At 71.5% G+C, this 26405-nt stretch carries 25 protein-coding genes; 15 read left to right on the forward strand and 10 right to left on the reverse strand.

Annotated elements, in window-relative coordinates; genetic code table 11:
• Positions 1–13 precede the first annotated feature (13 nt).
• From CUC05_RS14375 to CUC05_RS14405, 7 genes are all read right to left on the reverse strand, one after another.
• Positions 14–1207, reverse strand: coding sequence for a winged helix-turn-helix domain-containing protein (locus tag CUC05_RS14375; protein WP_157965574.1), 1194 nt, complete (start codon positions 1205–1207; stop codon positions 14–16).
• Positions 1204–2379: a hypothetical protein gene (locus tag CUC05_RS14380; RefSeq protein WP_108666817.1), complete on the reverse strand. Its 1176-nt coding sequence runs from the start codon at positions 2377–2379 to the stop codon at positions 1204–1206. Before CUC05_RS14380 ends, CUC05_RS14375 begins: the two co-directional genes overlap by 4 nt.
• A gap of 49 nt (positions 2380–2428) precedes the next feature.
• On the reverse strand, positions 2429–3412 hold the full coding sequence (gene egtD / locus CUC05_RS14385; RefSeq protein WP_205712342.1) for an L-histidine N(alpha)-methyltransferase: 984 nt from the start codon (positions 3410–3412) through the stop codon (positions 2429–2431).
• Complete coding sequence (locus CUC05_RS14390) at positions 3409–4176, reverse strand: class II glutamine amidotransferase (protein ID WP_108666818.1); 768 nt, start codon at positions 4174–4176, stop codon at positions 3409–3411. Before CUC05_RS14390 ends, egtD begins: the two co-directional genes overlap by 4 nt.
• A gap of 2 nt (positions 4177–4178) precedes the next feature.
• Positions 4179–5651, reverse strand: coding sequence for an SUMF1/EgtB/PvdO family nonheme iron enzyme (locus tag CUC05_RS14395; protein WP_108666819.1), 1473 nt, complete (start codon positions 5649–5651; stop codon positions 4179–4181).
• Between the two features lie 91 nt (positions 5652–5742).
• The gene (locus CUC05_RS14400) at positions 5743–7083 is read right to left on the reverse strand and encodes a glutamate-cysteine ligase family protein (protein WP_157965575.1); all 1341 of its coding nucleotides are present in this window, start codon (positions 7081–7083) and stop codon (positions 5743–5745) included.
• Positions 7084–7243: 160 nt separating this feature from the next.
• Complete coding sequence (locus CUC05_RS14405) at positions 7244–7726, reverse strand: GreA/GreB family elongation factor (protein ID WP_108666821.1); 483 nt, start codon at positions 7724–7726, stop codon at positions 7244–7246.
• A 62-nt stretch (positions 7727–7788) separates the two neighbouring features.
• On the opposite strand from CUC05_RS14405, the gene CUC05_RS14410 reads away from it, so the two are divergent.
• On the forward strand, positions 7789–8667 hold the full coding sequence (locus CUC05_RS14410; protein ID WP_108666822.1) for a DNA-formamidopyrimidine glycosylase family protein: 879 nt from the start codon (positions 7789–7791) through the stop codon (positions 8665–8667).
• Between the two features lies 1 nt (position 8668).
• On the opposite strand, the gene CUC05_RS14415 is transcribed toward CUC05_RS14410, so the two are convergent.
• Positions 8669–9973: a glutamate-cysteine ligase family protein gene (locus CUC05_RS14415; protein ID WP_157965576.1), complete on the reverse strand. Its 1305-nt coding sequence runs from the start codon at positions 9971–9973 to the stop codon at positions 8669–8671.
• A gap of 118 nt (positions 9974–10091) precedes the next feature.
• Between CUC05_RS14415 and uppS the strand changes: the two genes are divergently transcribed.
• From uppS to CUC05_RS14440, 5 genes are all read left to right on the forward strand, one after another.
• Complete coding sequence (gene uppS / locus CUC05_RS14420) at positions 10092–10883, forward strand: polyprenyl diphosphate synthase (RefSeq protein WP_108666824.1); 792 nt, start codon at positions 10092–10094, stop codon at positions 10881–10883.
• A 57-nt stretch (positions 10884–10940) separates the two neighbouring features.
• A complete protein-coding gene (locus CUC05_RS14425) occupies positions 10941–11513 on the forward strand; it encodes a dTDP-4-dehydrorhamnose 3,5-epimerase family protein (protein ID WP_108666825.1) in 573 nt (190 codons plus the stop codon).
• 60 nt (positions 11514–11573) lie between these two features.
• Positions 11574–12107, forward strand: a complete 534-nt coding sequence (locus tag CUC05_RS14430) for a histidine phosphatase family protein (RefSeq protein ID WP_170128020.1) — start codon at positions 11574–11576, stop codon at positions 12105–12107.
• Between the two features lie 91 nt (positions 12108–12198).
• Positions 12199–13524 (forward strand): PhoH family protein, encoded by a 1326-nt coding sequence (locus CUC05_RS14435; RefSeq protein WP_108666827.1) that lies wholly within the window; start codon positions 12199–12201, stop codon positions 13522–13524.
• 213 nt (positions 13525–13737) lie between these two features.
• Positions 13738–14616, forward strand: coding sequence for an ATP-binding protein (locus CUC05_RS14440; protein ID WP_170128021.1), 879 nt, complete (start codon positions 13738–13740; stop codon positions 14614–14616).
• On the opposite strand, the gene CUC05_RS14445 is transcribed toward CUC05_RS14440, so the two are convergent.
• On the reverse strand, positions 14541–15230 hold the full coding sequence (locus CUC05_RS14445; RefSeq protein WP_108666829.1) for a phosphate signaling complex PhoU family protein: 690 nt from the start codon (positions 15228–15230) through the stop codon (positions 14541–14543). The two genes, CUC05_RS14440 and CUC05_RS14445, sit on opposite strands and share 76 nt — an antisense overlap.
• A gap of 72 nt (positions 15231–15302) precedes the next feature.
• Here CUC05_RS14445 and CUC05_RS14450 point away from each other — a divergent pair, with 72 nt between their 5' ends.
• On the forward strand, positions 15303–16583 hold the full coding sequence (locus CUC05_RS14450; protein WP_108666830.1) for a DUF4032 domain-containing protein: 1281 nt from the start codon (positions 15303–15305) through the stop codon (positions 16581–16583).
• A gap of 54 nt (positions 16584–16637) precedes the next feature.
• On the opposite strand, the gene CUC05_RS14455 is transcribed toward CUC05_RS14450, so the two are convergent.
• Positions 16638–16898 (reverse strand): helix-turn-helix domain-containing protein, encoded by a 261-nt coding sequence (locus tag CUC05_RS14455; RefSeq protein ID WP_108666831.1) that lies wholly within the window; start codon positions 16896–16898, stop codon positions 16638–16640.
• Positions 16899–17124: 226 nt separating this feature from the next.
• On the opposite strand from CUC05_RS14455, the gene CUC05_RS14460 reads away from it, so the two are divergent.
• The 8 genes from CUC05_RS14460 to ppk1 all read left to right on the forward strand — a co-directional run bounded on the left by CUC05_RS14460 (position 17125) and on the right by ppk1 (position 26382).
• Positions 17125–17868 carry an SGNH/GDSL hydrolase family protein gene (locus CUC05_RS14460; protein ID WP_108666832.1) on the forward strand — a complete coding sequence of 248 codons (744 nt, stop codon included), beginning with the start codon at positions 17125–17127 and terminating at the stop codon, positions 17866–17868.
• Positions 17869–18036: 168 nt separating this feature from the next.
• Positions 18037–18708, forward strand: coding sequence for a hypothetical protein (locus tag CUC05_RS14465; protein ID WP_157965577.1), 672 nt, complete (start codon positions 18037–18039; stop codon positions 18706–18708).
• Between the two features lie 87 nt (positions 18709–18795).
• Positions 18796–19713, forward strand: coding sequence for a GGDEF domain-containing response regulator (locus CUC05_RS14470; RefSeq protein ID WP_108666834.1), 918 nt, complete (start codon positions 18796–18798; stop codon positions 19711–19713).
• Between the two features lie 143 nt (positions 19714–19856).
• Positions 19857–21938 carry a CHASE domain-containing protein gene (locus CUC05_RS14475; RefSeq protein WP_157965578.1) on the forward strand — a complete coding sequence of 694 codons (2082 nt, stop codon included), beginning with the start codon at positions 19857–19859 and terminating at the stop codon, positions 21936–21938.
• Positions 21935–22378 carry a response regulator gene (locus tag CUC05_RS14480; RefSeq protein ID WP_108666836.1) on the forward strand — a complete coding sequence of 148 codons (444 nt, stop codon included), beginning with the start codon at positions 21935–21937 and terminating at the stop codon, positions 22376–22378. The genes CUC05_RS14475 and CUC05_RS14480 overlap by 4 nt, the downstream gene beginning before the upstream one ends.
• Before the next feature lie 33 nt (positions 22379–22411).
• Complete coding sequence (locus tag CUC05_RS14485) at positions 22412–23212, forward strand: enoyl-CoA hydratase/isomerase family protein (protein ID WP_108666837.1); 801 nt, start codon at positions 22412–22414, stop codon at positions 23210–23212.
• Positions 23213–23273: 61 nt separating this feature from the next.
• Positions 23274–24257, forward strand: coding sequence for a class II fructose-bisphosphatase (gene glpX, locus CUC05_RS14490; RefSeq protein WP_108666838.1), 984 nt, complete (start codon positions 23274–23276; stop codon positions 24255–24257).
• A 55-nt stretch (positions 24258–24312) separates the two neighbouring features.
• Positions 24313–26382, forward strand: coding sequence for a polyphosphate kinase 1 (ppk1, locus tag CUC05_RS14495; RefSeq protein WP_157965579.1), 2070 nt, complete (start codon positions 24313–24315; stop codon positions 26380–26382).
• Positions 26383–26405: the final 23 nt, after the last annotated feature.

The following is a 26405-nucleotide window of genomic DNA, read 5'->3' on the forward strand; positions in this document are numbered from 1 at the left end:
GAGCCTAGGGGACTCAGACCCGGCTGGACAGGGGACCGGCCAGGTCGCCTCGGTCCACCACCTCGACCTCCCCGGCGCCGACCCACCTCGCCCAGGTGTGCAGCTCCTCCACCAACGGGGTCACGACCGTGGCGGCGTCGGCCTCCGGCAGCAGGTGCGCTGCGGCCACCCGAAGCACCCCGGCCTTCCGGTCGTGCTTGAGGTCCACCAGGGCGACCAGCCGGTCGCCGAGCAGGAACGGCAGCACGTAGTACCCCCATCGCCGCTTCTCGGCGGGGACGTAGATCTCCACGGTGTAGTCGAGGTCGAACATCCGGGCGACCCGCGGCCGGTTCCACATGACGGGGTCGAAGGGGTTCAGCAGGGTCGCCGCACCGATCCCCCGGGGGACGACGAGGTCCGGCACCGCGTAGACCGGACCCCGCCAGCCCTCGACGTCGACCCGGTCCACCACCCCGTCGGCGGCCATCTCCGCCAGGTGGCGACGGGCGGTCGGGACGTGCTGGCGGTGGTGGTCGGCGAGGTCCGCAGCCGTGCCCACGCCGACCGCGTGCAGCGCCCGCAGCAGCAGGGCTCGCTCGGCGTCGTCCGGGGACGGCACCGGCGCGTCCAGCCACACCGCCGGGATGACCCGTTCGGGCAGGTCGAAGTACGCCGTCATGCGGTCGTCGCGCCACGCGATCGCCAGGTCTCCCCGCAGGTGGTGGTAGTCCAGCGCGGCCCGTCCCATCGAGCGGCTGCCCCACGTGGTGATGCGACCGCCGGGATCGTCGAGCTGGGCAGCCGACAACGGGCCCCGTGCGGCGACGTCCTCCATGACCGACTGCATGTACTCGGGACGTTCGTCCATGACGTGGCGGACCGCCCGCCACGGCAGCGTGGACGCCCGTCGGTGCGCGAACAGCGGCCAGGTGTCGACCTGGGCGGTGGCGTCGACGTGGATCCAGCCCTCGTACACCTCGCCGGACCGCCACACGAACCGGTCGAGCGCGTCGGTGTCGTAGGGGCCCAGCCGGCTCATGACGACCTGGTGGTGGGCCCGGGCCAGCACGTTGATCGGGTCGATCTGCAGGACGCGGATGTCGTCGTAGACCCGCCGGAAGTGCCGAGCGTCGATGCGGCCGACGGGACGGCGACGCTGCATGCCCAGCCCGGCCAGCACCACACGGCGGGCCTGCCCCGCCGTCAGCCGTCGACGGGCGGTCACCGCGGACCACCGGCGCGGGTGCCCGACCGCAACGCGCCGGGCAGCCCGCGGGCCCCGCTGGCGGGCGGGACGTCGACCGGGTCGCGGTCCGACACCCATGGGGTGGGCGGGGCCACGGTCAGCGCGGCGAGCTGCAGCAGCACGGCGTCGTAGTTGACCCGCCAACCCGACCAGTCCCGCCAGGCGGCGTCGCGGTCGTCCCGCAGTGGGACCCCGCCCGCCGCCATGCGGTCCAGCGCATCCTCGAACTCCTCGCGCGTCACCGAGATCGGATCGGTCGGCAGGGACTCGGGGTCGTAGCGCAGGCCGTGCTGGTCACCGATGGCCCGCAGCGCCAGGAACCCCGCACGGATGCACAGCTGGGCGACCGGCATGCCGACGTCGCCGTCCTCGTCGACGCGAATGTCGCTGGATTCCTCGACGATGGCGTGCAGGTCGACCGCGGAGACCAGCATCGCTGCGGAGTCCAGCACGGCCCCGGCTGCCGTCACCCACGACAGGCGCGGGTCGGGGGAGCGGAAGAACACCAGCGCCGGCAGGGACGTGTGTGACTCCTGGACGCGGGCGAACCACTCCTCCCACTCCTGCCACATCGCGTCGGTCGTGCCGAGCCCCCTGATCCGTCGGTAGCGGATCATCATGTCCACGGGCGTCGGCGGCGTGCTGGCACGCACCTCCAGCAGCGACACGTGTCGCTCACGCTCGCTGAACGCGGCGTACATCGACGGCAGGTAGGTGACGAGCAGCAGCGCCAGGACCGACAACGACAGCGCCCCCTCGAAGAACGACACGAGGACGCCGCCGAGCGTGTCGGGCTTGTCGAACCCCAGCGTGATCAGCGACGAGCCCGACAGCACCAGCGCCTGCTCCACGGAGCACTGCTCGATGGCCCACAGGATCGCGGCGAAGCCGAGCCAGGTCAGGCCCAGCCACACCAACGGCAGCAGGAGGAGGGTGAGGGGGCCGTAGCGGGCCATCAGCCGATCGCGGCTCTCGTAGGAGTCGCGGAACCGCAGCAGCACGTCGAAGACCTTGCGGGTGCTGGCGAACAGCGTCGCGGTCAGCCGCACGGGCTCGCCACGGGGCAGCACCACCGTCCGCATCGCCGACATCACCACGGCACCCACGACCCACCAGCCGAGGCCCGCGACGAGGATCCTGACGGCCATCATCGGCCACACGGTAGGGGATGGAGTCCGGGGTGGGGCAGGACCCGGGCGCTCACCCGGCGGGGACGGCGGTGACGACGCCGAACCAGCCGCGAGGGTCGGTGTCGAACCGGGCGACCCGCAGGCCGGCGGCGGCCAGGCGGTCGGTGATCGTGGCCTCGGTGAACTTGGCGGAGATCTCGGTGTGCACCTCCTCGCCCTCGACCAGCTCGAGGTCGAGGTCGAGGTCCTTGACCCTGACCCGCATGTCCCGCCGCGCGCGCAGCCACATCTCGATCCGGGCCTCCGGCGCGTTCCAGCGGGCGACGTGGTCGAAGTCGTCGGGCTCGAAGTCCGCGCCGAGGGTGGCGTTGACGTTGTGCAGGACGTTGCGGTTGAACGCCGCCGTCACCCCGGCGTCGTCGTCGTAGGCACGGACGAGGGTCTCGGTGTCCTTGACCAGGTCGACGCCCAGCACGAAGCCGTCGCCGTCGACGAGCATGGCGCGCACGTCGGTCAGCAGCGCCACCTGCTCGTCGGGGTCGAGGTTGCCGATCGTCGAGCCCAGGAAGGCCACGAGACGACGGCCGGTGCGCGGCACGTCGGTCAGGTGGTGGTCGAAGTCGCCGACGATGCCGTGCACGTCCAACCACGCGTAGTCGCCGGTCAGGGCCTCTGCTGCCCCGACGATGGCGTCCTCGCTGACGTCGAACGGCACGTACCGCGGCCGGTCGACGTGTCCGGACCGGTGCATGGCCTCCAGCAGCACGCGGGTCTTGCGGCTGGCCCCCGACCCGAGCTCGACCAGCTCGACCGGGGCGATGTCGGCCACGACGGCGTCGGCGACCCGCTCGAGGATCGCCGTCTCGGTGCGGGTCTGGTAGTACTCCTCGAGCTGGGTGATGCGGACGAACAGCTCCGACCCGGCGGCGTCGTAGAAGTACTTCGGTGGCAGCGCCTTGGGGGTGGCGGTCAACCCCGTGCGGACGTCGGCAGCCATCTGCCCGTGGTAGTCGGTGTCGACCGCGATGCGGGTCAGGTCGAAGGTGGCGCTCACTGGTGGATCTCCAGGTTCGTGGGGGTCAGGTGGGCCCGGCCGCCCTCGGTGACGGGGACCCAGTCGAGGGCGGGGTCGAGGGGTTCGCTGGCCAGCAGGTGGGCGCCGTCGGTGTCGGTGGCGACGTACAGCGTGTTGGCGGGCCTTCCCGCCGCGGCGTTGACGGCGGCGACGCCGGTGGCGTCGGCCAGCACCAGGGTCAGCGTGGCCGTGACCCCGAGGGAACGGCAGGCCTTCTCGGTCCTCGCCGTCGCCTCCTCGGCCGCCTCCAGCACCGACGCGCCGCCCCGGTGGGCGTCGGCGGCCAGGCCGAACAGCACGGCGGTGTCGCTGGGACCGGGGAGCTCGGCGAAGGCCCGGTCCGACAGCTCGGCCATCAGGGGGCGGGCGACGGTCGCGCGGAAGTCGGCGATCCAGCCGTTGTGGGTTCCCGCGAGCCCGCCGCTGGTGAAGGGATGCACGAAGGAGGGGCCCTGCGGCAGGCCGGGTGTGGTCGACCTGACCGCTGCGAGGATCACGTCACCGCGGAGGCGACGGGACAGGGTGGGCAGGTTGGCGTCGGACCACGGTGGCTGGACCGTCCGGTACAGCAGCGGCTCGTGGTCGCCGCCGTCGAACCAGGCCACCCCGGTCCCGTCGACGTTGACATGGCCGGAGTGCTGCTCCAGCGGATCGTAGGCGAGCACCTCCAGCGACCTCGGCGGGTCGTACAGCAGGCTCGACAGCGGGGCAGCAGGGCCGGTCCGCGCGGCCAGGCGGCACATCCTCAGCGCCGCCCGGCAGCGGACGGTCGTCCGGTGGCGTCGACGTCGTAGGCCACGCGGACACCCGAGAAGATCTGTCGACGGTAGGGGTGGTCCCAGTTGCGGAAGGTGGTCCGGGCCACGCCGCTGCGGGTGGCCCAGGACGCGCCGCGCAGGACCTTCCAGTCACCGCCGAAGAACACCTCGCTGTACTCGGGGTAGGGGAAGGTCGTGTAACCCGGGTAGGGCTCGAAGTCGCTCGTCGTCCACTCGTAGCTGTCGCCGATCATGTGCTCCACCCCCAGCGCGGACGCCCCCCGGGGGTAGCTGCCGACCAGCGACGGACCCCACAGCCCCCGGTCGACGTTGGCGAGTTCGGGTCCCGGCGGGGCGTCGCCCCAGGGGAACGGTCGCGAGGCGCCGGTTGCCGGGTCGTGGGCGGCGGCCTTCTCCCACTCCTGCTCGCTGGGCAGCCGACCGCCGCACCATGCGGCGAACGCCTCGGCCTCGAAGAAGCTGATGTGCTCGACCAGCTCGCGCGGGTCCAGCTCGTCGACTCGGTTGAACCGACGGATCCGCCAGCCGCCGTCGGCGGTGGGCACCCAGCCCTGCGGCGCGGTGTGGCCGGTCTCGTCGCGCCACTCGACGCCTCGGGGTGACCACCAGCGGTCCTCGCGATAACCCCCGTCGGCGACGAACGCGGCATACCGGCGAGCCGTCGCCGGGAACCGGTCGATCGCGAAGGTGGGCACGTCGACGGTGTGGCGCGGCCGTTCGTTGTCGTAGGCGGCGACGGCGGCCTCGCGTGCGGCCGGTCCGGCAGCGAGCGACACGTCGGCGGCGTGCAGCGCCCCGAACCCGAACGGTCCACCCGGGACCGTCACGATCTCGGTGTCGTCGACCCGACGAGGTCGGCGGATCGTGCGTGCGGTTGCGGGCAGGTACAGCTGCAGCCGCGGGTCGTCGGTCGCGGCAAGCTCCTCGGCGTCCCCCGGACGGGGGTCCTCGCGCAGGTCCAGGGCCTGCAGCATCGTCTCCTGGTGCTGCGCCTCGTGCTGCAGGACCATCAGGTAGACGTAGCCGTCGGCCAGCAACGGCACGTCGGGATCGAGGTCGGTGGCCTCGAGCAGGCGCAGCGCATCGGCGCGGATGTCCGCAGCGTACGCGGTCGCCTCGGGCCGCTTGAGCAGCGGCAGGTCGGCACGGGTCCAGCGGGGGTTGTCGAAGGGGTTGTAGATCCGGTCGAGGTCGGGGTCGTGCTGGCTGCGGTCACCCAACCCGCGCAGCAACCACAGCTCCTCGAAGTTGCCGATGTGGCCGAGGTCCCAGACCAACGGGGACATGATGCGGTCGAACTGCCGGTGCATCGCCTCGTCGTCCAGCGGGTCCAGCAGCGTGAACGTCCATCGCCGTCCGTTGTCGAGCGCGGCGGCCAGGCGGGCCTTCACCCGCCCGGGGTCGGCGTGGCGGCCGGTCGTCGTCGAGGTGTCGCTCACGTCTCGGTGTCCTCCAGGGCTGGGACGGTCGTGGTCGGGGGATCGGGGCAGGACGGCAGGAACGGGACGGTCGTGGTCCGGACGGAACGGGTCAGCACAGCGTCAGGGTGCCGACGGGTTCGCGGGCCCAGTCGAGCGCCGCGGTGGGTCCGTCGACGAAGCGCTCGCGGAGCTCGTCGGACGGGGTCCGACCGCGGAGGGTGAAGCGGTCGAGGAACCGCTCGGCCCGCCGGATGTCGGCCGGGTCGAGGTAGGCGGGTCCCAGACGTGCCGCGCCCTCGGCGGCCATCGTCCACACCTCGACGGCCATCGCGCACAGCTCGCCGTCGGCCACGCCGAGGTGGGCGGCGCGCTGCAGCAGCTCGGGCAGGCGCGCGCGATGCGGCTCGAGCAGCCCTCGGACGGCGTCGAGGGTGCGGTCGTCGTACAGCAGCCCTGCGAGGAGGACGACAGGGACGGCACGCCACCGTCCGGGCAGCGCGTCCACCGAGCGGATCTCCAGGAACCCGCGCAGCCGGACCTCCGGGAACAGGGTCGTCAGGTGGTAGGCCACGTCGGTGGTCGTGGGTCGTCCGTGCACGGGATGCCCGTCGAGGATCCACCGCTCGAGCGTGAAGCCGGGTTCGCCGGGCACGGCGTCGTCGCCGTCGCGGAACAGCAGCACGTCGGCGGCCAGCGCCTGCGCGCACAGGACGTCGACGGGGTCGGTGCGTCCGGCGACGAAGGCGGCCGGCACCCCCGTCCTCGTCTGGTCCAGCCACTGCCACGCGAGCGCCCGCCCGTTGACGGCCCCCGCGGTCGGGCTGCAGGCGAAGGTCGCCGTCATCAGCGGCGAGGCCAGCAGCGCCGTGGCCCAGCGGTCGACGGGCTGGCTGCCCACGCCGAGGTCGAGGTTGACCTGCAGCGACGCCGTGTGGGTCATCATCGTCCGGCCGTGCGGGCCGCGCCGCCCGAAGTAGTCGTGCATCGCCGGGTACCGCGGACAGGCCAGCTGCTGGCGGACCGACCCAGCGGGATGCCACACGTCCAGGCCGGCGGAGACCAGGGCCAGTCCGCGAGAGTCCAGCAGCGTGGCGATGTCACCGACGGTGTCCGACATCGCCCCCAGCGCGGCAGCTGCCGTCCATGCCGGCGGGCCGGCGAACTCCAGCTGGGCACCCGGCTCGGGCAGGAGTCGGCCACCGTCGGCGGTCCGCCATCCCGTCAGGGACCTGGCGCTCGGCGGTTCGGGGTCCAGGTCCGGGTGGTCGTCGAGGACCGCAGTCATGGTCGCCAGGTCGGCACGGCCGACCGGGGCGCCGTGCCGGTCGACATGGACCAGGAAGTGCTCGGACTCCAGCCCCACCGCGCCGGGACCCGGGCAGCTGGCCGACGGGACCAGCGTGGACGCCAGCAGCGCACGAACCTCTTCCGGTTCGGTCACCGCGGTCATGTTGGTCGCCCCTTCGTGCACAGCCGTCACTCTTCCCACTCTCGCCCATCACGACGCGATGGGGGCGGGCAGGCCTGTGGTTGTGAACACCGGCGTGTCAGGGGATTGTTCCGCACCGTGCTTTCGAAAGGGTGAACTCCCGGTGGGCGGAACCCGACGGCTACGGGGCGCGCACGTCCGTGATCGACATCGTGAACGTCACGCCGGTCGGGCCGGTGTAGGCGACCTCGTCGCCCTTCTTGCTGCCGAGGAGCGCCTTGCCCATGGGGGAGGTGGCGCTGACGACCTCGACCCCCTCGCCGGGCGTGTCCTCCATGGAGCCGATGAAGTACTCCTCGACGTCGCCGTCGTCGTCGACCGTCACGATCATGCCGACCGCGACCTCACCGGAGTTCGGGTCGACCTCGGAGATGACGGCGTTGCGGAGGCGGGCCTCGAGGACGCGGATGCGGTCCTCGTTCATGCCCTGCTCGTCCTTCGCCGCGTGGTACTCGGCGTTCTCCTTGAGGTCGCCGTGACCGCGCGCGACCTCGATCCGGTCGGTGATCTCCTGCCGGAGGGTCGTGGATCGGCGCTGCAGCTCCTCCTGAAGGCGGTCATGGGCCTGCTGGGTGAGGTGCTCTGCGTGCTCGGTCTCGCTCATAGTGCAGAGAGTCTAGTGCGGGGTGTGACATCCGCGGCGGCGCGACGTGTCACGATGGTCGGGTGCCCGAGCTTCCCGAAGTCCGCGCCCACGCCGAGCGGATGACCGCCGCCCTCGCCGACGACGTCCTCGACGGCGTCACCCTGCTGGGCTTCTCGTCGCTGAAGACCTTCGACCCGCCGCCCGACGCGGCGGTCGGCAACGCACTCCAGCAGGTCGGCACCCGCGGCAAGCACCTGCTGCTGGACTTCGGGGACACCACCCACGTGGTCCACCTCATGCAGGGCGGCCGACTGCGTCCGGACCCGAAGGAGGCCAAGAAGCCCCGCGGGGGGCTGTTCCGCTGGACCTTCGCCGACGCGGGCTCGTGGCTGCTGACCGAGGCCGGCACCGAACGCAAGGCCGGGGTGTGGGTCCTGCGCAGCCCGGTGGAGGGACAGCCGCCGCTGGACGGGCTCGGCCCCGAGGCCGACACCGTCGACGCCGCACAGCTGGCAGCCATGTTCGCGGCCCACTCGGCCCGCATCCACACGATGCTGCGCGACCAGCGGGTCCTGGCCGGGATCGGGCGGATGCTCGCCAACGAGATCTGCCACCGCGCGAAGGTCTCGCCGTTCGCCCAGACCGCCTCCATGGGGGCCGAGGACGCCGAACGGATCGCCGCGGCCATGCACGAGGCAATCGAGGAGGCGCTGGCGGTGGAGCGGGTGCGCGACGACATGTCGTCCTCGGCCGACCGACCGTCCCGGGTGCACAACCACACGGGCGATCCCTGTCCCGAGTGCGGGGACCAGGTGCGGGCGGTGGAGTACAACGCCTACACGGTCAACTACTGCGCGACGTGCCAGACCGACGGCAAGGTCCTGGCCGACAACGCGATGAGCAAGTTCGGGGTCCGCGACGCGCCGCCGAAGAAGCGCCCGAAGCGGTCCCGCCGGTAGTTCAGCGGGCCCACTCCAGCGCCTCGGCGGGGCTGCGGCGTCGGAGGTCCCGCTGCTCGTCGGCGGGGTGGCGACGCCGTCGGGTGAAGCGGTCGAGGAACGCGTCGGCCGTGTCGAGCCAGCGCTCGCCGACCCATGCCGCGCCCATCCGGTCGGCCCCGCCCATGGCCAGCTCCCACAGCGGTCCGGCCAGCTCCCACACCAGCGGGTCGGTGAGCCCACGGCGAACAGCGCGGTCCTGCAGGCGGGGAAGGTCGCGCCGGGCCCGCTCGAGCAGGTCCCGGGCCCGTGCCGTCGTGTCGGGCTCGTAGAGCAGTCCGGTCAGCAGCACCGCCGGCGCGGCACGCCATCGCCGCGGCAGCTGGTCCACCCCGCGCACCTCCAGGAACCCACGCAGCCGGACCTCCGGGAACAACGTCGACAGGTGCATGTCGACGTCCACGGTGGTCGGTGGGCCGTGCTGTGGGTGCCCGTCTCGAACCCAGTCGCCGAACGTCCAGCCCGGTCGACCCGGGTGCATCTCGATCCCGCGGGAGACCAGCATCACGTCGGCGCGCATCACGTCCCACAGCAGGTGCGCGACGGGATCGTCCACCCCGGTGGCGATCAACGCCGGGACGCCCGTCCGGGTCGGGTCCAGCTGTGCCCAGGCCAGCGCGCGTCCGTTGACGGCTTCTGCGGTGGGGGAGTTGGCGAACGTCGCGACGACCAGCGGCGCGGCCAGGTTGGCCACCACCCACCGGTCGACGGCCATCGCGGGCGGACCGAGGTCGAGGTTGACCTGCAGGCTGGCCGACGCGCACATCAACGCCTGGCCGTTGGTGCCCCGACGGCCGAAGTAGGTGCCCATCGCCCGATACCGCGGCAGGTCCAGCTGGACGTCGAGTCCCTCGGGCGGATGGAACGGGTCCAGGCCCGCCCCGGCCAGCGCCAACCCTGCCCGGTCCAGGCACGGCTCGATCGCCGTGGCCAGCCCGTCCAGCCGGTCGAGCGCCGTCGCCAGGGTCGGCTCGGGGTCGGTGATCAGCTCGAGCTGGCCGCCGGGTTCCTCGGTGATCTGCCCGTCCTCGCTCAGCCAGCGGGGCCGTTCGCTGCCGCCCTGCGCCACCACGCCGTCGGCGGCGTCGATCGCGTCGACCAGCTCCTCCAGCTCCGAGCGTCGTCGATCCCCGGTGTGGAGGACGAACATCTCGGCCTCCAGCCCGACGGCGCCGCGGACCGGCAGGTCGTCGGTGGGGACGAAGCACGTCGCAGCGAGATGGGCGGCGACGTCGTCGGCGTCGCGCAGCACACGAGGGTCCAGCACGGGCGTCACGGTACGACGGCACGGGCGACCGATCGGTATCGTCCGACGGCGTCGTCGGTGACGGTTCGGTGACCGGCGGTCCGTTCCGGACCCGCCGCGTGCTTACACTGCCCGCCCGATGGCTGTCCGCGTCCCGCTTGGTCCCGACCTGCTGTACCGGCTCTACGACCGGCAGCTGGAGTCGCGAGTGCGCGCGGGCACCCTGCCGCAGCACGTCGGCGTCATCCTCGACGGCAACCGGCGCTTCGCCCGGGAACGCGGCTACGACAGCCCGGCCGACGGGCATCGGGCCGGTGCGGAGAAGATCCCCGAGCTGCTGGACTGGTGCGCGTCCCTGGGCATCGGCTGGGTCACCCTGTGGCTGCTGTCCACGGAGAACCTGGGTCGGGACGAGGACGAGCTGGCCGCCCTCGTGGAGATCATCGGCGAGAGCGTCCGCGGCCTGGCCGACCGCCGTGACCGGTGGCCCGGACTGCGCATCACCGGCGTCGGCGCGATCGGCGAGCTGCCGGGGGCGCTGCAGGAGGAGCTCGCCGCGGCCGAGGACGCCACCGCCGACGGCGACACCCTCCACGTGCAGATCGCCGTCGGCTACGGCGGACGACAGGAGATCATCCATGCGCTGCGCAACCACCTGGAGGAGCGCGCCGCCGCGGGCGACAGCATCACCGACGTGATCGATGATCTGCAGCCCGAACACATCGCCGCGAACCTCTACACCGCCGGCACGCCGGACCCGGACCTGATCATCCGCACCTCCGGGGAGCTGCGGCTGTCGGGATTTCTGATGTGGCAGTCGGCCCATTCGGAGTTCTACTTCTGCGACCCGTACTGGCCGGAGTTCCGCCACATCGACTTCCTCCGCGCCCTGCGGGACTTCCAGCGTCGCCGGCGTCGGTTCGGTCGTTGAGGCACCCCCACCGCTGACCGGGCGAGCGGGCCGCACGGGCGTGCGACACTGCCCGCCATGCCGATCGAACAGACCTCAATCGACGGGCTCCTCGTGGTCCGCTGGGACACCCACGACGACGACCGCGGCTTCTTCCGCCAGACCTATCAGGTCCGCGAGCTCGACGAGGCCCTCGGACGTCCGGTGACGTTCCGCCAGGGCAACCACTCCCACTCCGTGCCCGGTGTGCTGCGCGGGTTCCACGCCGAGCCGTGGGACAAGTGCGTCTACGTCGTGCGTGGCCTGGCCATGGCCGCGATCGCCGACATCCGGCCGGACTCGCCGACCTTCGGCACCGTCGAGACGTTCCTCCTCGGTGCACCGCCCGACGGCGAGCGCATCCGGCTGTTCATCAGCGAGGGGCTGGCCAACTCCTTCGTCACCCTCGGCGAGGAGCGGACGGACTACCTCTACGACGTCAGCGGCTACTGGCAGGCGGGGGTCACGCAGCCGGCGGTGATCTGGGACGACCCCGACCTGGGTGTCGACTGGCCGCTGGAGGACCCGATCCTCAGCGAGAAGGACCAGCAGAACCCCACCCTCAGGGAGCTGTTCCCCGACCACCCGAAGTGGGCGGGGGAGGACGGCTGAGCGAACGGCGGGGACACCTGCACGGAACCGACGGCCAGGAGTCGTAGAGTGCCAACAGGAGTGGAAACCGTCATCGAACTCGTCCGTCACGCCAAGGCGCACAGCCGCGACCGTTGGTGGGGCCGACCGGACCGCGAACGACCGCTGACCGACGTCGGCATGGACCAGTCGCGGGCGCTGGCCAAGGAGCTCCACACCGGCGCGCCCATCGCGAAGCTGTTCTCCAGCCCATGGACGCGCTGCCTGCAGACCCTCGACCCGCTGGCCGACACCCTCGGCGTGCACGCGGTCGAGGAGGACGTCCTCGGTGAGGTCGTCTCGTTGCCGGTGCACGACGGCGGCGACGCCTGGGTCACCTCCGCCTGGCTGGGCGGACGGGCCGTGGGCTTCGTCGACCGGGTCGTCGCCACCTACGCCGGCAAGCGCGTGGTGGCCTGCTCCCACGGTGACGTCATCCCGGCCGTCGTCGCGCTGATCGTCGGCCGTGACGGCCTCGACGTCACCGACGTGCGCTGCAAGAAGGGCGGCCGCTTCACCCTCACCTTCTCCGACGCCCGCTGCGTCGACGCGACCTACCACCCACCGCCGGACTGACCCCACGCGGGTCGGCCCGCCTCCCACAACTGCATACGCCCAGCTCTGCTCGCGAGTTCAGCCAGACCGTTCAACCAGAGAGGCCACCCTGATGGACAACCGGATCAGCTACGTCATCGACACGTGTGTGCTGTTGGCCGACCCACAGGCGATGTATCGCTTCGACGAGCACGAGGTCGTGCTCCCGCTCGTGGTCGTGGAGGAGCTGGACCGGCAGAAGACGCGCATGGACGAGGTGGGGCGCAACGCCCGGCACGCCATCCGGCAGATCGAGGAGCTGCGCACCGGCAGCCCCGACGGGCTCGTGTCACCGGTGACCCTCAGCGGCGGCGGGACCCTGCGGGTGGAGCGCAACCACGTCGACCAGGCGCTGCCGAAGTACCTGGACCCGATGAAGCCCGACCACCGGATCCTCGCCGTGGCGCTGGCGCTCAACGGGACGCTGGTCACCAAGGACGCGGCCCTCCGGATCAAGGCCGCGCAGCTGGGAGCCCCGGCCGAGGACTACCGCGCAGACCAGGTGCAGGTCGACCACCACTACACCGGCATCGACGAGATCGAGGTCGCCGAGTCGTGGATGGCGGACTTCCACACCGACGGCAAGGCGGTGCTGGCGGACCGGGCGCACGCCCACTGGACCAACCAGTGCCTCGTGCTGAAGTCCGGCCAGTCCGGCTCCGGGCTGGCGCGCGTCACCGAGATCCGTGACGACGAGGTCGTCGTGACCCGCGTCCCGGGGTCGCCGCGAGCCTTCGGCGTCCAGCCACGCGACGTCCGGCAGACCTTCGCGCTGGACCTCCTGACCGACCCGGCCGTGCCCTGTGTGTCGCTGATGGGCATGGCGGGGACCGGCAAGACCTTCCTGGCCCTGGCCGCCGGCCTCGAGCAGGTCGTGGAGCGGTCCACCTACCGACGGCTGAGCGTCTACCGCCCCCTGGTCGCGGTCGGTCGCCAGGAGGTCGGGTTCCTGCCCGGTGACCTCGACGACAAGCTGTCGCCGTGGATGGCGGCGGTCCACGACAACCTCTACAGCCTGTTCCGCAAGGACTCCGACAGCCCCTTCCACGGCCAGGGGCACGTCCAGCGCATGGTCGACGCGCTGCTGGACCGCGGTCAGCTGGAGATGGCGGCGATCACGTACCTCCGCGGCCGCTCGATCACCGACGAGTTCGTGATCGTCGACGAGGCGCAGAACCTGGAGCTGCCGACCCTGAAGGTCATCCTGACGAGGATGGCGCTGGGATCCAAGGTGGTGTTCTGCGGGGACCTGTCGCAGGTCGACAACCCCTACATCTCGCCCCACGGCGGCATGGCCGCGCTCATCGAGAAGCTGAAGGGCACCGAGCTGTTCGGCCACGTCACCATGGCCAAGGGGGTCAGGTCGCCGCTGGCCGAGCTGGCCGCGATGTCGTTCTGAGCCCGATGCCGACGACCGCGGGGAGGGACTAGCCCACTATGACGATGTGGAACCCCTCGAACGGATCATGGTGCAGCCGGCCGATGCGTACGATCCTTCTCTCGACGCACCTCGACGTGGACGGGATCGAGGTGTCGACGAAACCGAAGGGTTGCGGTGCACCGGGTAGACGAAGCGACAGGCCATCCGGATGTGCAGTCAGCATCGTCGCCCGTGACCGCCGACACCAGGGCGACCGCGGTCCTGGCGGTGCTGGCGGGCGTCAGCGCTGAGCTGGTCGCGCAGCGCAACGGCGTCGCCCGTGAGGTGCTCGACGGCTGGGTCGAGGTGTTCGTCACCGGTGGACGGCAGGGCCTGGCGGGCGAGTCCACCGCCGAGGCGGTCGTGCAGCGCGATCGCCACCTCGGGGTCGTCGCCCACGAGCTGCGGTCGCCGCTGCAGATGATCCGGGGGTGGGCCGAGCTGCTCGCCGACGAGGTCGACACCGACCTGATCCCCCGGGCGGCCGCCGGGATCGTGGCCCAGGTCGACCGGCTGCAGCGGCTGTCCGACGACGCGGTGGATGCCACCGCGGTGGCGCTCGGCCGACTCCGGCTGTTCCCGACCACCCAGTCCCTGGCCGCGACGGTAGCCGCGATCGTGGGGGCCAGGTCGGTCGGGCGCCCCGTGCTGGTCGTCGACGACGACGCGAGGGTGGACATCGACGTCGACCGGTTCGGACAGATCGTCGACAACCTGCTGGAGAACGCCCGTGTGCACGGGGCGGGACGCGCGACGGTCACCGTGCGACGGGACGGCGACGACGCGGTCGTCACCATCTCCTCACCGGGCGACCCGATCGACGCAGTCGACGTCCAGCGACTGTTCGAGCCGTTCCAGCGCGGCAGGACGACCGGCGACGGGGTCGGCCTCGGGCTGTACGTGTGCCGGTCCCTGATGACCGCCCACGGCGGCCAGCTGGGGCTGCGGACCAGCGTCGACGGCAACCACTTCTGGCTGCGGCTGCCGGTCTCGCCTCAGACGCGGTCGCCCGTGACGACGAAGGACACCTGCCGGGCGATCTCCACGCCGTGGTCGGCGATGCGCTCGTAGTACCGGGCGATCAGCGCCAGGCTGACGGCCTCCTCGACGGACTGCTCACCGGTGTACAGGTCGGTCAGCAGCACCTTCTGCAGCAGGTCGACCTGGTCGTCGGCGTCCTCGAGCTCGTTGGCGGCCAGGGCATCCTGTGACATCCAGGCCTCGACCCCGCCCTCGAACAGCTGCTGGCTGATCGTGCCCAGCTGCTGCACGGTCTCGCGCAGCTTGGGGTTCAGCGACGGCGGATGGATCCAGCGCAACGACTCGCCGACATGGCGCAGCAGGTCACCGGACCGCAGGACGTCGTTGACGCAGCGCAGGATGGCGATGACCCGACGGAGGTCACGCGCCACCGGGCCCTGGCGGGCGATCAGCACGAAGCCCATCTCCTCCAGCTCCTGACAGCGGACGTCGATCTCGCGGTCCGCGGCCACGAGCTTCTGCGCGGTCAGCGTGTCGCCGGACAGGAACGCCTCGGTCATCGGGCCGATCGCGTCGGAGACCAGGTCGGCGACCGCCTTCAGGCGCCGATCGCACTCGTCCATCGCTTCCTGCAGCAGCGGGCGCCCCTGCGGCGGCTCGCCCTCAAGCGCGGCGAACGGGTCGTCTGGCACGTCGCGACTCATGATGACGGGCACGTTAGCCCACCGTGACAGGGGCCGCAGGTTCACCGGCCGTTCCGCTAGGCTCGGGAGGTCATGACTGCACGCAGCTGGCGCCTGCTCGCCCGCCGGAGCGAACCGTTCCTGCTGACGCAGCCGTGGACGCTGCCGCTGGAGTCGTGGGACCAACGGTCCTTCGTGGAGGTCGCCCGTGGGACCCACCGGCACGTCGTGCGGTTCCTGGTCGTCGGCGAGGGGATCTACGCCCTCAAGGAGCTGCCCGGCGACATCGCCCGGCGCGAGTACCGCCTGCTGCGCGAGATGGCTGCGGACGGCCTGCCGGTCGTCGACGTGATCGGGGTCGTCCAGCGCGACGACCTCGACGACATCCTGGTGACCCGCTACCTCGACTACAGCCTGCCGTATCGCCACCTGTTCCTGACCCGCTGGGGCCAGGAGGAGGAAGAGGGCCGCATCCAGGGGCGGGCAGTCGGCGAGCGGCTGCTCGACGCACTCTCGCTGCTCATGGTCCGCATGCACCTCGCCGGGTACTTCTGGGGCGACTGCTCGCTCAACAACACGTTGCTGAAGCGGGATGCGGGGGCGCTGGCGGCCTACGTCGTGGACATGGAGACCGGCGAGCGACACGCCTCGTTGTCCGACGGCCAGCGGCTGGTCGACCTCGAGATCGCCGAGACGAACATCGCCGGTGGACTCATGGACGTGCAGGCCGAGCTCGGGGTCGAGGAGGGGCTCGACCCGCTGGAGACCGCCGAAGGCCTGCGGACGCGGTACGACGCGCTGTGGGAGGAGCTGACCCGCGACGAGGTCGTGGGCACCGACGAGCGGTACCTGATCGACGAACGGATCCGTCGCCTCAACGAGCTGGGCTTCCACGTCGACGAGGTCGAGGTCGTCCCGCTGGAGGGCGGCGAACGCGGGAAGCTGCGGCTGCGCACGTCCGTCACCGAGCAGGGCCACCACTCCAGGCGGCTGACCGACCTGACCGGCATCCGTGCCCAGGAGGGGCAGGCGCGGGCGTTGCTCAACGACCTCGCCAGCTACCGGTCGTGGGTGGAGTCCACGACTGGGCACCAGCTGCCCACCAGCGCCGCGGCGTTCCGCTGGCTGACCGAGGTCTTCGAGCCGACGGTCCAGGCCATCCCCGACACCCTTCAGGGCAAGCTGGAACCGGTCGAGGTCTTCATCGAGATCCTCCGACACAAGTGGATCCTGTCGGAGGAGGCAGGGCGGGACGTCGGCATGGAGCTCGCGGTCGAGAGCTACCTGGCCACCGTCCTCCCGTCGGCTCCGGACGAGAAGGTCATCGCCGTCAGCGGCGAGGACCTGGACACCGGGTTCATCGGCTACGGCTGATCCCCCGAGCTCGACCATGCGATCGCCTGGAGTCGACGCACGGGCAGCTGGCGGTCAGCTCGCCCGCGGGACGTGCTGCTGCTCGACGTAGGCCTTGACGTCGGCGACCGGGATACGCCACGAGCGCCCGATCTTGCTGGCGCCGATGCGCCGGCTGCTGATCAAGCGGTAGACCGTCATCTCCGAGACCCGCAGGTAGTCCGCGACCTCGGTGACCGTCAGGAGCGACCCGAGGTCCGAGGACTGCGTCAGGGGCGTGTGGCCGGTGGCCAGGTCGTGAACGGAGGCGGTCGATTCGATGGGGGAAGCGTGCATGTCTGGTGTCTCCTGTGGTGAACGTGTGTTCTGATCACATGGAACACCATGGGTGTGACATCGGGGGGCAGGGGCCCCACGAAACCCCGCGAACGAGGCGCATCGGGGCGACCGCGACCGGCCTGCCCGGGGGTGACGTGAGGTGTCCGAGATGAAGGGTACCGGTGGTTGATCGACCGATCAATCAATCCACCTCCTCCAGGCGTGGTGCCATACTTCCGTCCCGATGAGCTACCGCAGATTCGTCGCCCTCGGTGACTCCCTGACCGAAGGAAAGGGCGACGCCTATCCCAACGGCGAGCTTCGTGGCTTCGCCGACATGGTCGCCCACGGGCTGCGGGCAACCGTTCCCGACGTCGTGTACGCCAACCTTGCCCGTCCGAGCGTGCGAGCCCACGAGATCCGACGGGACCAGGCACCACAGGCGGCGGCGATGGCCCCCGACCTCGTCACGGCCGTCGCCGGCATCAACGACGTCATCGCGCTCGCGTTCCCCCGCCGTCGCGTGCACGACGAGGTCCTCGCCCTGTTCGAGGACCTCCGTCGTGCGCTGCCCGACGCGACGATCGTCACGTGCACACTGCCCGACCTCGGGCACCTCAGCGCGGTGGCGCGCCTGTGGCGAGGCCGCGTGCGAGTGCTCAACGAATCCGCCCGTGCCGCGGCCCGGGCCCAGGACCTGGTCCTGGTCGACCTCGAGGACGACCTGCCGATGACCGCCGAGGAGCTGGCCCTGGACCGGGTCCACCCCTCGCCCCTCGGCCACCTGCGCTTCGCCCGACGGTTCGCCCGGGCGCTGGACGTCCCGCAACCGGACCCCAGCTACCTCGCCCGGCGTCCGCGGGCAGAACGCCTCTACCGCCTGTACCGCACCGCGGTCGTCGCCCCACGCTTCGTCACCAAGCGCGTGGCGCGCGACACCCTCATCGCCGGACAGCCGCCCAAGCGTCCCCAGCTCGAACTCGTCTGAGCCCACGGATCCGTCCGATGGATGGCCGTTCGGGGAACACGGGACGAACAGCCACGACCCGAGCAGGAACCGCCGGGGTCGGCGGCGAACCCCCAGTGGAGGCGCCACCGACGCGCCGGGCCCGACGTACCCGCCACGTCGTGCCGAGCCGAAGCAGGAAGGGTTGTTGTGCACGCGCGTCTCGACGAGGGGATGTGGGCCGTCCACCGGGACGGCGAGATCCACCTCGGCATCCTCGAGGGTGGCCTCGACACCGGCTGGCACGCTCGCTTCGGCACCATCCCCTCCGGGGAGCTGGCGACCGTCGCCACGCACCTCAACACCGCCGGATCGTGGGCCAGCGGTCGGACCCGCATCCGCGCAGCCAAGGGCATGGCCTGCATCCACCTCGCGGAGGGGCCGGTCCGGCTGCTGCACCAGCACGCGGCTGCGCGCCTGCAGATCCTCTGCACGGTCGTCGACCGGGGCGTGCCGGAGGCCGATCCGGTCCCGACCCGCCCCGTCCGGGTCACTCCTCGTCGGGGTGGACTGGCCCTCGACGCCCGGGTTGTCGGGCACCCGCTGGCCGAGGGGACGGTGTCCGCGGACCCCAACGGTGGGGTCGGCCTGTCGGTCCCGACCTCCGCGGGTCCCCTGGACCTGCACCTCCCCGCCCTCCCGCTGCTCGTCGCGGCTGCGGAAGCGGCCAGGGACGACATGTCCCTGCGGCTGTGGGGAACGGCGGCCGACGGCACCGACGTGATCATCGTGGTGCCCACGGCCACGGCGCGGACCGCCGCTGCCGAAGCGCAGTGGCTGCTGCCGGGGTTCGCGCGGCGGTTCGGCCAGAAGGCCGTCTGACCCCGGATCGCATCGCAGGAGACAGCCCGGGACGATCTCCCCGTCGCGGCGTCTCAGCTTCGCCTCGGGCAGGCCGATCGTGGTGGCATGCATCGACGCCATCTGCACGTCCTCGTCGTCGAGGACAGTGACGCCGACGCCGTCGTCGTCCATGAACGGCTGACCGAGGCGGCGCCGATCGACGTCCGTGTGGACCGTGTGCCGAGCCTCGGCCAGGCAGTGGCGTCCCTCGAGCAGACGGCCTTCGATGCGGTGATCTACGACATGGGGTTGCCCGACGCCCAGGGGCTGCCGGGCTTCCGCGAGCTCGCCCTGGCCGCACCAGACACCCCGATCGTGATCCTGACCGGCAACGACGATGCGGACACGGCCTCGACGGCGCTCGCCGAGCGCGCGCAGGAGTTCCTGCCCAAGCAGATGATGGACTCGCCGTGGTTGCTGCGCGCGGTCCAGCACGCCATCGAGCGCCACCGGCTGCTGGTGGAGGTCGAGTCCCTGGCCCTCGAGGACCCGGTCACGGGCCTGCACAACCGACGCGGCCTGGACTTCCTCGGTCGACAGCACCTCCGGCATGCCGACCGCACGGGGTCGCCGGTGACGCTGCTGTACCTGGACCTCGATGCGTTCAAGGCCATCAACGACGCCCATGGCCATGCCTACGGCGATCAGGTGCTCCGTGCGGTCGGTGAGGTCCTGTCGAGCTGCTGTCGGGACGTCGACATCGCCGCCCGGGTGGGTGGCGACGAGTTCGCGCTCCTCGTGGTCGGCGACCAGCCGGCGGCAGGGGCCTCCATCGTCGAACGGGTCCGCGACGCCGTCGACGGGCTCGGGGATCGTGGACTGGTCCCACGGGACTTCGGGGTCAGCATCGGTGCGGCCCATCGGCCCTGCGGCGACCGCGAGATGGACCTCGAGCACCTGCTGCGGGTCGCCGACCTCGACATGTACCGCGACAAGGCCGCGCGGCGGGTCGCCAGGTCGACGCAGGGGATGCTGCGGTCGTGAGCGCGGTCGACGTCGCCTCCAGGTCCGACACTGGTGTCGAGGGGGCACCGGGGTCACGGGGGGCGGTTCCGGGGTCGGGTTCTCGATCGTCCGGATCCGGCCCGGACCGACCCTGGCCAGCGTGCGCGGCCATCCTCGTGGGTGTGCTGGCCTTCGGGCTGCTGCTGACCGCCCTCCTTGCCGGCGCGGTCGGCGCCGACCGACACCGCGACGACGACGAGCGGGTCGCGGCCGCGGCCGCACGTGTCGCGCAGGAGGTCGAGCACCGCATGGGTGCGGAGGTGTCGAGCCTCCAGGCGCTGCGCAACGAGATGATGCTCGACTGGCCCATGGACGTCGCGTCGTTCCATCGACGCCTCGACCTGCACACCGCCGAGGCGCTCTTCGCCAGCGCCGCCGCGGTCGAGTTCACCCGCGTGGTGCCCGCCGAGTCGGTCGGGGAGTTCCTCGCCACCCGGACGGACGATCCCACCCGTGCCGACCTGGGGTACCCCGAGCTGGACCTCCGGCTGGACGACGCCGAGCAGCACTACCTCATCGACTACGTCCATCCCGTCGAGGGCAACGAGGCCGCCTACGGCCTGGACCTCCTCCTCGTCCCGGGGCGCAGCGAGGTGACGGTCGCAGCGGGGGAGTCCGGCATGCCGTCCATCACCGCCCCGCTGGACCTGGTCCAGGGCGGACGGGCGGTCATCGTCGACGTGCCGGTCTACGACACCGAGGCGGTCCCGCCGACCGTCGAGGCGCGTCGGCGGGCGTTCGTCGGCGTGGCCGTCGTCGTGATCCGGATCGAGGACCTCCTCGGCCCTGCCCTCGACGGCGAACCCGATGTACTCGTGACGGTGACCGATGTCTCCGGGAGCACCGCGGGTGCGGACGCCGAGAACCGGGTCGTCGTCGCCGATGCGGCGGCGGACGGCGGGGTCGACGGTCCGATGCACGAGGTCGAGGTCGCGGCGGCCGACCGTGTGTGGGCGGTCCGGACCGTGCTCGCCCCCGGCGCCCGCGCCAGCGGGACCTCGCCGTCGGCCGTCTGGAGCATCGGGAGCCTCGTCTCGCTCGTCGTGGCCCTTGCCGCGGCGACGATGGAACGGTCGCGCAGGCGAACCCGGGCTGCCGCGCAGGAGGTGGCCGAGGCCACCCGGGAGATCCAGATGATCCTGGCGGCCTTCCCCGACATGCACTTCCGTGTGGCCGGCGACGGCACCCTCCTCGGCTTCCACCAGGGTGGTGGCGGACCGGCCCGGCTCAGCGACACCGACATCGGTCGACCGATGTCGGAGCTGCTGCCCGCCAACGTCCTCCAACGCGCCGACGCCGCGCGCGTCGCCGCACGCACGTCCGCACACCCCGTGTCCTTCGAGCACCTGATGGAGGTGGACGGTCGGAACCGGACCTTCCACGTGCGGTTCTCGCGGCTCGAGCACGACGAGCTGGCGGTCTCCGTGCGCGACATCACCGAGCTGGCCGACGCCCGCCGCGAGCTGTCGCAGCTGAACGCCGAGCTCGAGCAGCGCATCGTCGAACGAACCGCAGAGCTGGAACGCACCAACGCCGAGCTGGAGCAGTTCGCCTACCTCGCGTCCCATGACCTGCAGGAACCGCTGCGACACGTGTCGATGTTCGTCGACCGGCTGCAGACCAGGTACGGCGACGTCCTCGACGAACGCGGCCAGCAGTACCTCGGGTTCGTGACGGACGGCACCACCCGCATGCGGGCGATGATCCAGGCCCTGCTGGAGTACTCGCGGGTCGGTCGCTCGGCGCTGGACATCGAGCTCGTCGACCTCGACGACCTCGTGGCCGACGTCGTGGCCACCATGGGCACCACGATCGCCGAGGCAGGCGCGCGGATCGAGTGCCGCACCGGGCTGGTCGTGGCCACCGACGCCGCGCTGGTGCGTCGGGTCGTGCAGAACCTCGTCTCCAACGCCGTCCGCTACGGCCACCCCGACCGGCCCCCCGTCGTGACCATCACCGCCGCACGCGTGGGCGCCACGTGGACCTGCACCGTGGCCGACAACGGCATCGGCATCGACGACCGCTTCGCCGACCGTGCCTTCGACATGTTCGAGCGGCTCGGCTCGACACGAAGCGACAGCACCGGGATCGGCCTGGCGATCTGTCGTCGCTGCGTGGAGCTGCTCGGTGGTGTCATCGACGTCGAACGGGGTGTCGACGTCGGGACCCGGATCACCTTCACCCTCCAGGAGCCGCCGGTATGACCGTCGAACACCAGTTCAGGGTCCTGCTCGTCGACGACAGTCGCGCCGACGTCGTCTTCATCGACGAGTCCATGCAGGACGTCGGCTTCGACGCCGAGCTCCTCGTCGCGACCGATGGCCAGGCGGCCCTGGAGCTCCTGCGGGCGGTCGAGCGGGCCGAGGGCCCGCGTCCCGACCTGATCCTCCTCGACCTGAACCTGCCCTACATCGGCGGGCTGGAGCTACTGGACTACATCAAGGGCAGCGACGTGTTGGTCGAGGTGCCGGTGATCGTCCTCAGCACCTCCGACGCACCGGCCGACATTGCCTCGTCCTACCGCGGCCACGCAAGCAGCTACATCGTCAAGCCGTCGGACGTCTCGGAGTACGACCGCCTGACCGACGCCCTCCGGCAGTACTGGACGACGGTGGTCCGGCTGCCCGGCCCCGTGCGGGTCTGACCTGTCGGCGAGGAGGCCGTAGCCTCCTCCTCCATGCCGCTCGTCAACGCCACCGACCGTCCCATCGCCGCCGCCTCCGCCGAGAAGGTGCCCGACCGGGTCGTCCGCGTGCTGGAGCTCGACCGGCCGGACGCCCGCAACGCCATGAGCACCGCGCTGCTCGGACAGCTGCTCGATGCGGTCACCGACGCGCGTGAGGACGACGACGTCGCCGCGATCGTCCTGACCGGCGCCGCCGGGCACTTCTCCGGGGGTGCCGACCTCAAGGAGGCCATGGACCGGGCCGGACAGGTCCGCCGCATGGAGCTGTTCGGGATGGTCTACGAGGCCGTCGCGACCAGTCCGAAGGCCACCGTGGCCGGCATCACCGGGTCGTGCGTGGGCGGGGGAGTGGAGGTGGCGGCCGCCTGCGACATCCGTGTGGCCGACGCCACGGCACGGTTCCGGTTCCCCGGCGCATCGCTGGGCTTCCCCGTCGGCCCCGCCAAGCTGGTCGGCCTCGTGGGACTGGGCACCGCCAAGGACCTGGTGCTGACCTCACGGATGATCGACGCGGCCGAGGCCCACCGGATCGGATTGGTCCAGCGGCTGGTCGACACCGATCCGCTGGAGGCGGCGGTGGACGTGGCAACCGCGATCGCGGGCAACCACCCCCACGCCATCACCTACCTCAAGGCCCAGTTCGATCGGTTCTCGGGCCTCGGTGACCGGGTCGCCGCGGAGAACGACGCGCTGCACGCCCTGGCCGAGGCCGGCGGGGACTTCACCGCGCTGACCGCCCCCAACCCGAAGACGACGTCGGGCTGGTCGGCGGTCGCTTGGAAACACCGCTAGCCGGCCGCCCTGGGCCAGCGGGGCACTCGGGATCGGCGCAGGAGTTGGGTAGCCTGCCGTCATGACCACCAAGCCGGATCGCAACCTTGCCCTCGAACTCGTCCGCGCCACCGAGGCGGCAGCCATCGCCGCCGGCCGCTGGATGGGCCGCAACAACAAGGAGGCCGGCGATCAGGCCGCCGTCGACGCGATGCGCCAGCTGCTGGACACCGTCGACATGGACGGCGTCGTGGTCATCGGCGAGGGCGAGAAGGACGAGGCGCCGATGCTGTTCAACGGCGAGGAGGTCGGGTCCGGCAACGGTCCCCAGACCGACATCGCCGTGGACCCCATCGACGGCACGCGGCTGCTGGCGCAGGGTCGACCGGGGTCGCTGGCGGTCCTCGCGATGGCGCCCCGGGGCACCATGTTCAACCCGGGGCCCATGGTCTACATGAACAAGTGGATCGTCGGTGCCGAGGCCAAGGGCGCGGTCGACATCGACGCGCCGATCAAGGACAACCTGGCCCGGATCGCCAAGGCCAAGGGCAAGGCCGTCAACGACCTGACGGTGATGATGCTGGACCGCGACCGGCACGCCGAGATGGCCCAGGACGTCCGGGACGCCGGCGCGCGCCTGCGGCTGATCATGGACGGCGACGTGGCCGGCGGACTGCTCGCGGCGATGCCCGACAAGGCCGTCGACGTGCTGATCGGCATCGGCGGCACACCCGAGGGTGTCACGACCGCCTGCGCCATCCGTGCGCTGGGTGGCGAGATGCTCGGCCGACTGTGGGCCCGCAACGACGAGGAGACCGCGGCCGCCAACGAGCAGGGCTACGACCTCGACGAGGTCCTGACCACCGAGCGCCTGGTCTCCAGCCAGGACACCTTCTTCGTCTGCACCGGTGTCACGACCGGCGACCTGGTCCCCGGCGTGGACTACACCGGGTCCGGCGTGACCACCGACTCGTTGTGCATGCGCGGCAAGTCCGGCACCGTCCGCTACATCCGCGCGATCCACACGGTGGAGAAGCTCCGGGAGCTGGGCGCCGAGGGGGTTTGAGGGGTGGGGCGCTGACGGACACCCGCCGTTCACCGGGGTGTGTCAGGCTGCGGGTGTGCACGACCACCTCGATCCGCTTGCCCCGTTCCCGCCTGCGCCCGAGGGGGCCCGCTACGGCGACCGTGAGCTGACACAGCTGGCCTTCAACGCCCGTGTCCTCGCCCTCGCCCTGGATCCGGCGCAGCCGCTGCTGGAGCGCGTGAAGTTCTGCGCCATCCACTCCGGCAACACCGACGAGTGGGTCCAGAAGCGCCTCGACCTGATCCGACAGGACGCCGACCTGGGCGAGGACGCACGTGGGTGGCTCAGCGCCGCCGGGCAGCTCGCGGCCATCCGGGCGATCCTCGGCGACGTGGCCCGCCGCCAGGGACGGATCCTCGAGGAGGTCCTGACCCCGGAGCTGGAGAAGGAGGGCATCGCGCTGGTCGACCACACCTCCCTCGACGAGGAGGCACGGGCCCACTGCACCGCGGTGTTCGAGGAACGGATGTACCCGATCCTCACCCCGCTGGCGATCGACCCCGGCCGCCCGTTCCCGCACATCTCCACCCTGTCGATGAACCTGGCGGTCCGTCTCCGGCTGGCCGACGGCGGCACGTCGCTGGCACGGGTCAAGATCCCCCACCAGCTGCCCCGCTTCGTGGCGCTCCCGCCCGAACCGGACGGCCACCTGCGGTTCGTCCCCACCGAGCAGGTCATCGCCGCCCACCTGCCGCGGCTGTTCCCCTCAGTGGAGGTCCTCGAGCACGGCATGTTCCGGGTCACCCGCCATGCCCACGGCGCCTTCGCGGAGGAGGAGGCCGAGGACCTGCTGGAGACCATCGAGTCGGGCCTGCTGGAGCGTCGCTTCGGCAAGGTCGTGCGCATCGAGGTCGCGGCGGACTGCCACGAGGACCTGCTGGCCCCGTTCATGGCCGAGATGGACGTCGACGAGGCCGCCGTGGTCAGGATCGACGGCCTGCTCGACCACGGTGGCCTGTGGCAGCTCTACGGCCTGGACCGTCCCGACCTGAAGGACGCCAAGTGGACGCCCCGCGTCCCCGCCTCGATCGGCCGGGGGGAGGAGATGTGGTCGCGGATCCGCGCCGGCGACATCCTCGTGCACCACCCCTACGAGTCGTTCGAGCACACCACGCAGGCCTTCATCGAGCGGGCCGCCGACGATCCGAAGGTCGTGGCGATCAAGCTCACGATCTACCGCACGACCGGGATCGACAGCCCGATCGTGGCCGCGCTGATCAGGGCTGCCGAAGCCGGCAAGCAGACCGTCGCCCTGGTCGAGCTCAAGGCACGGTTCGACGAGGAAGCCAACATCCGTCGGGCCCGGAACCTCGAGTCCGCGGGCGTGCACGTCGTCTACGGCCTGATCGGCCTGAAGACCCACACCAAGACCTGCCTCGTGGTGAGGGAGGAGAACGGGCGGCTGCGTCGGTACGCCCACATCGGCACCGGCAACTACAACCCGGCGACGGCGGGCATCTACGAGGACCTCGGCGTGTTCACCACCCGGCCGGACGTCGGCGGGGACCTGTCGCACCTGTTCAACATGCTGACCGGCTACTCCGCCACCGACGCCTACGACACGCTCCTGGTGGCGCCCCGGACCATGCGCGAGGGCCTCCTGCAGCGCATCCGTCGCGAGGTCGACGCGGGCCCCGAGGGCCGTATCGTCATCAAGTGCAACAACCTGGTCGACCGGGAGATCATCGACGCCCTCTACGAGGCATCGGGGGCCGGGGTCGAGGTCGACCTCGTCGTGCGGTCGATGTGTGCGGTCCTGCCGGGCATCCCGGGCCTGAGCGAACGCATCCGGGTGCGGTCGGTTATCGGCCGGTTCCTCGAGCACTCCCGCATCTTCCGGTTCGGCACACCCGACCGGGGCGTGGACTACCTGATCGGGTCGGCCGACATGATGTCGCGCAACCTCGACCGGCGGGTCGAGGCGATCGTCCCGATCACCGACCCGGGCAACCGTGCGCGGCTGCAGGAGATCCTCGACGTGCTGCTGGCCGACGAGTCATCGGCGTGGATCCTCGATCCCGCAGGGCGGTGGCGCCGTGAGCAGGGCGACCCCTCCTCGGCCACCCACGACGTCCTCCAGCGGGCAGCCGTCGCGCGCCACTGAACCATCGGGCGCAGCGCTCGACC

Origin of the sequence: Euzebya rosea (assembly GCF_003073135.1) — a bacterium.
GTDB lineage: Bacteria > Actinomycetota > Nitriliruptoria > Euzebyales > Euzebyaceae > Euzebya > Euzebya rosea.

Coding starts and splice junctions, on each gene's coding strand:
- CUC05_RS14445 (WP_108666829.1), bottom strand. CDS start 15,230: ATGAGTCGCGACGTGCCAGACGACCCGTTCGCCGCGCTTGAGGGCGAG.
- CUC05_RS14425 (WP_108666825.1), top strand. CDS start 10,941: ATGCCGATCGAACAGACCTCAATCGACGGGCTCCTCGTGGTCCGCTGG.
- CUC05_RS14455 (WP_108666831.1), bottom strand. CDS start 16,898: ATGCACGCTTCCCCCATCGAATCGACCGCCTCCGTTCACGACCTGGCC.
- glpX (WP_108666838.1), top strand. CDS start 23,274: ATGACCACCAAGCCGGATCGCAACCTTGCCCTCGAACTCGTCCGCGCC.
- CUC05_RS14460 (WP_108666832.1), top strand. CDS start 17,125: ATGAGCTACCGCAGATTCGTCGCCCTCGGTGACTCCCTGACCGAAGGA.
- CUC05_RS14380 (WP_108666817.1), bottom strand. CDS start 2,379: ATGATGGCCGTCAGGATCCTCGTCGCGGGCCTCGGCTGGTGGGTCGTG.
- CUC05_RS14405 (WP_108666821.1), bottom strand. CDS start 7,726: ATGAGCGAGACCGAGCACGCAGAGCACCTCACCCAGCAGGCCCATGAC.
- uppS (WP_108666824.1), top strand. CDS start 10,092: ATGGCTGTCCGCGTCCCGCTTGGTCCCGACCTGCTGTACCGGCTCTAC.
- CUC05_RS14485 (WP_108666837.1), top strand. CDS start 22,412: ATGCCGCTCGTCAACGCCACCGACCGTCCCATCGCCGCCGCCTCCGCC.
- CUC05_RS14480 (WP_108666836.1), top strand. CDS start 21,935: ATGACCGTCGAACACCAGTTCAGGGTCCTGCTCGTCGACGACAGTCGC.
- CUC05_RS14390 (WP_108666818.1), bottom strand. CDS start 4,176: ATGTGCCGCCTGGCCGCGCGGACCGGCCCTGCTGCCCCGCTGTCGAGC.
- CUC05_RS14450 (WP_108666830.1), top strand. CDS start 15,303: ATGACTGCACGCAGCTGGCGCCTGCTCGCCCGCCGGAGCGAACCGTTC.
- CUC05_RS14435 (WP_108666827.1), top strand. CDS start 12,199: ATGGACAACCGGATCAGCTACGTCATCGACACGTGTGTGCTGTTGGCC.
- CUC05_RS14400 (WP_157965575.1), bottom strand. CDS start 7,083: ATGACCGCGGTGACCGAACCGGAAGAGGTTCGTGCGCTGCTGGCGTCC.
- CUC05_RS14470 (WP_108666834.1), top strand. CDS start 18,796: ATGCATCGACGCCATCTGCACGTCCTCGTCGTCGAGGACAGTGACGCC.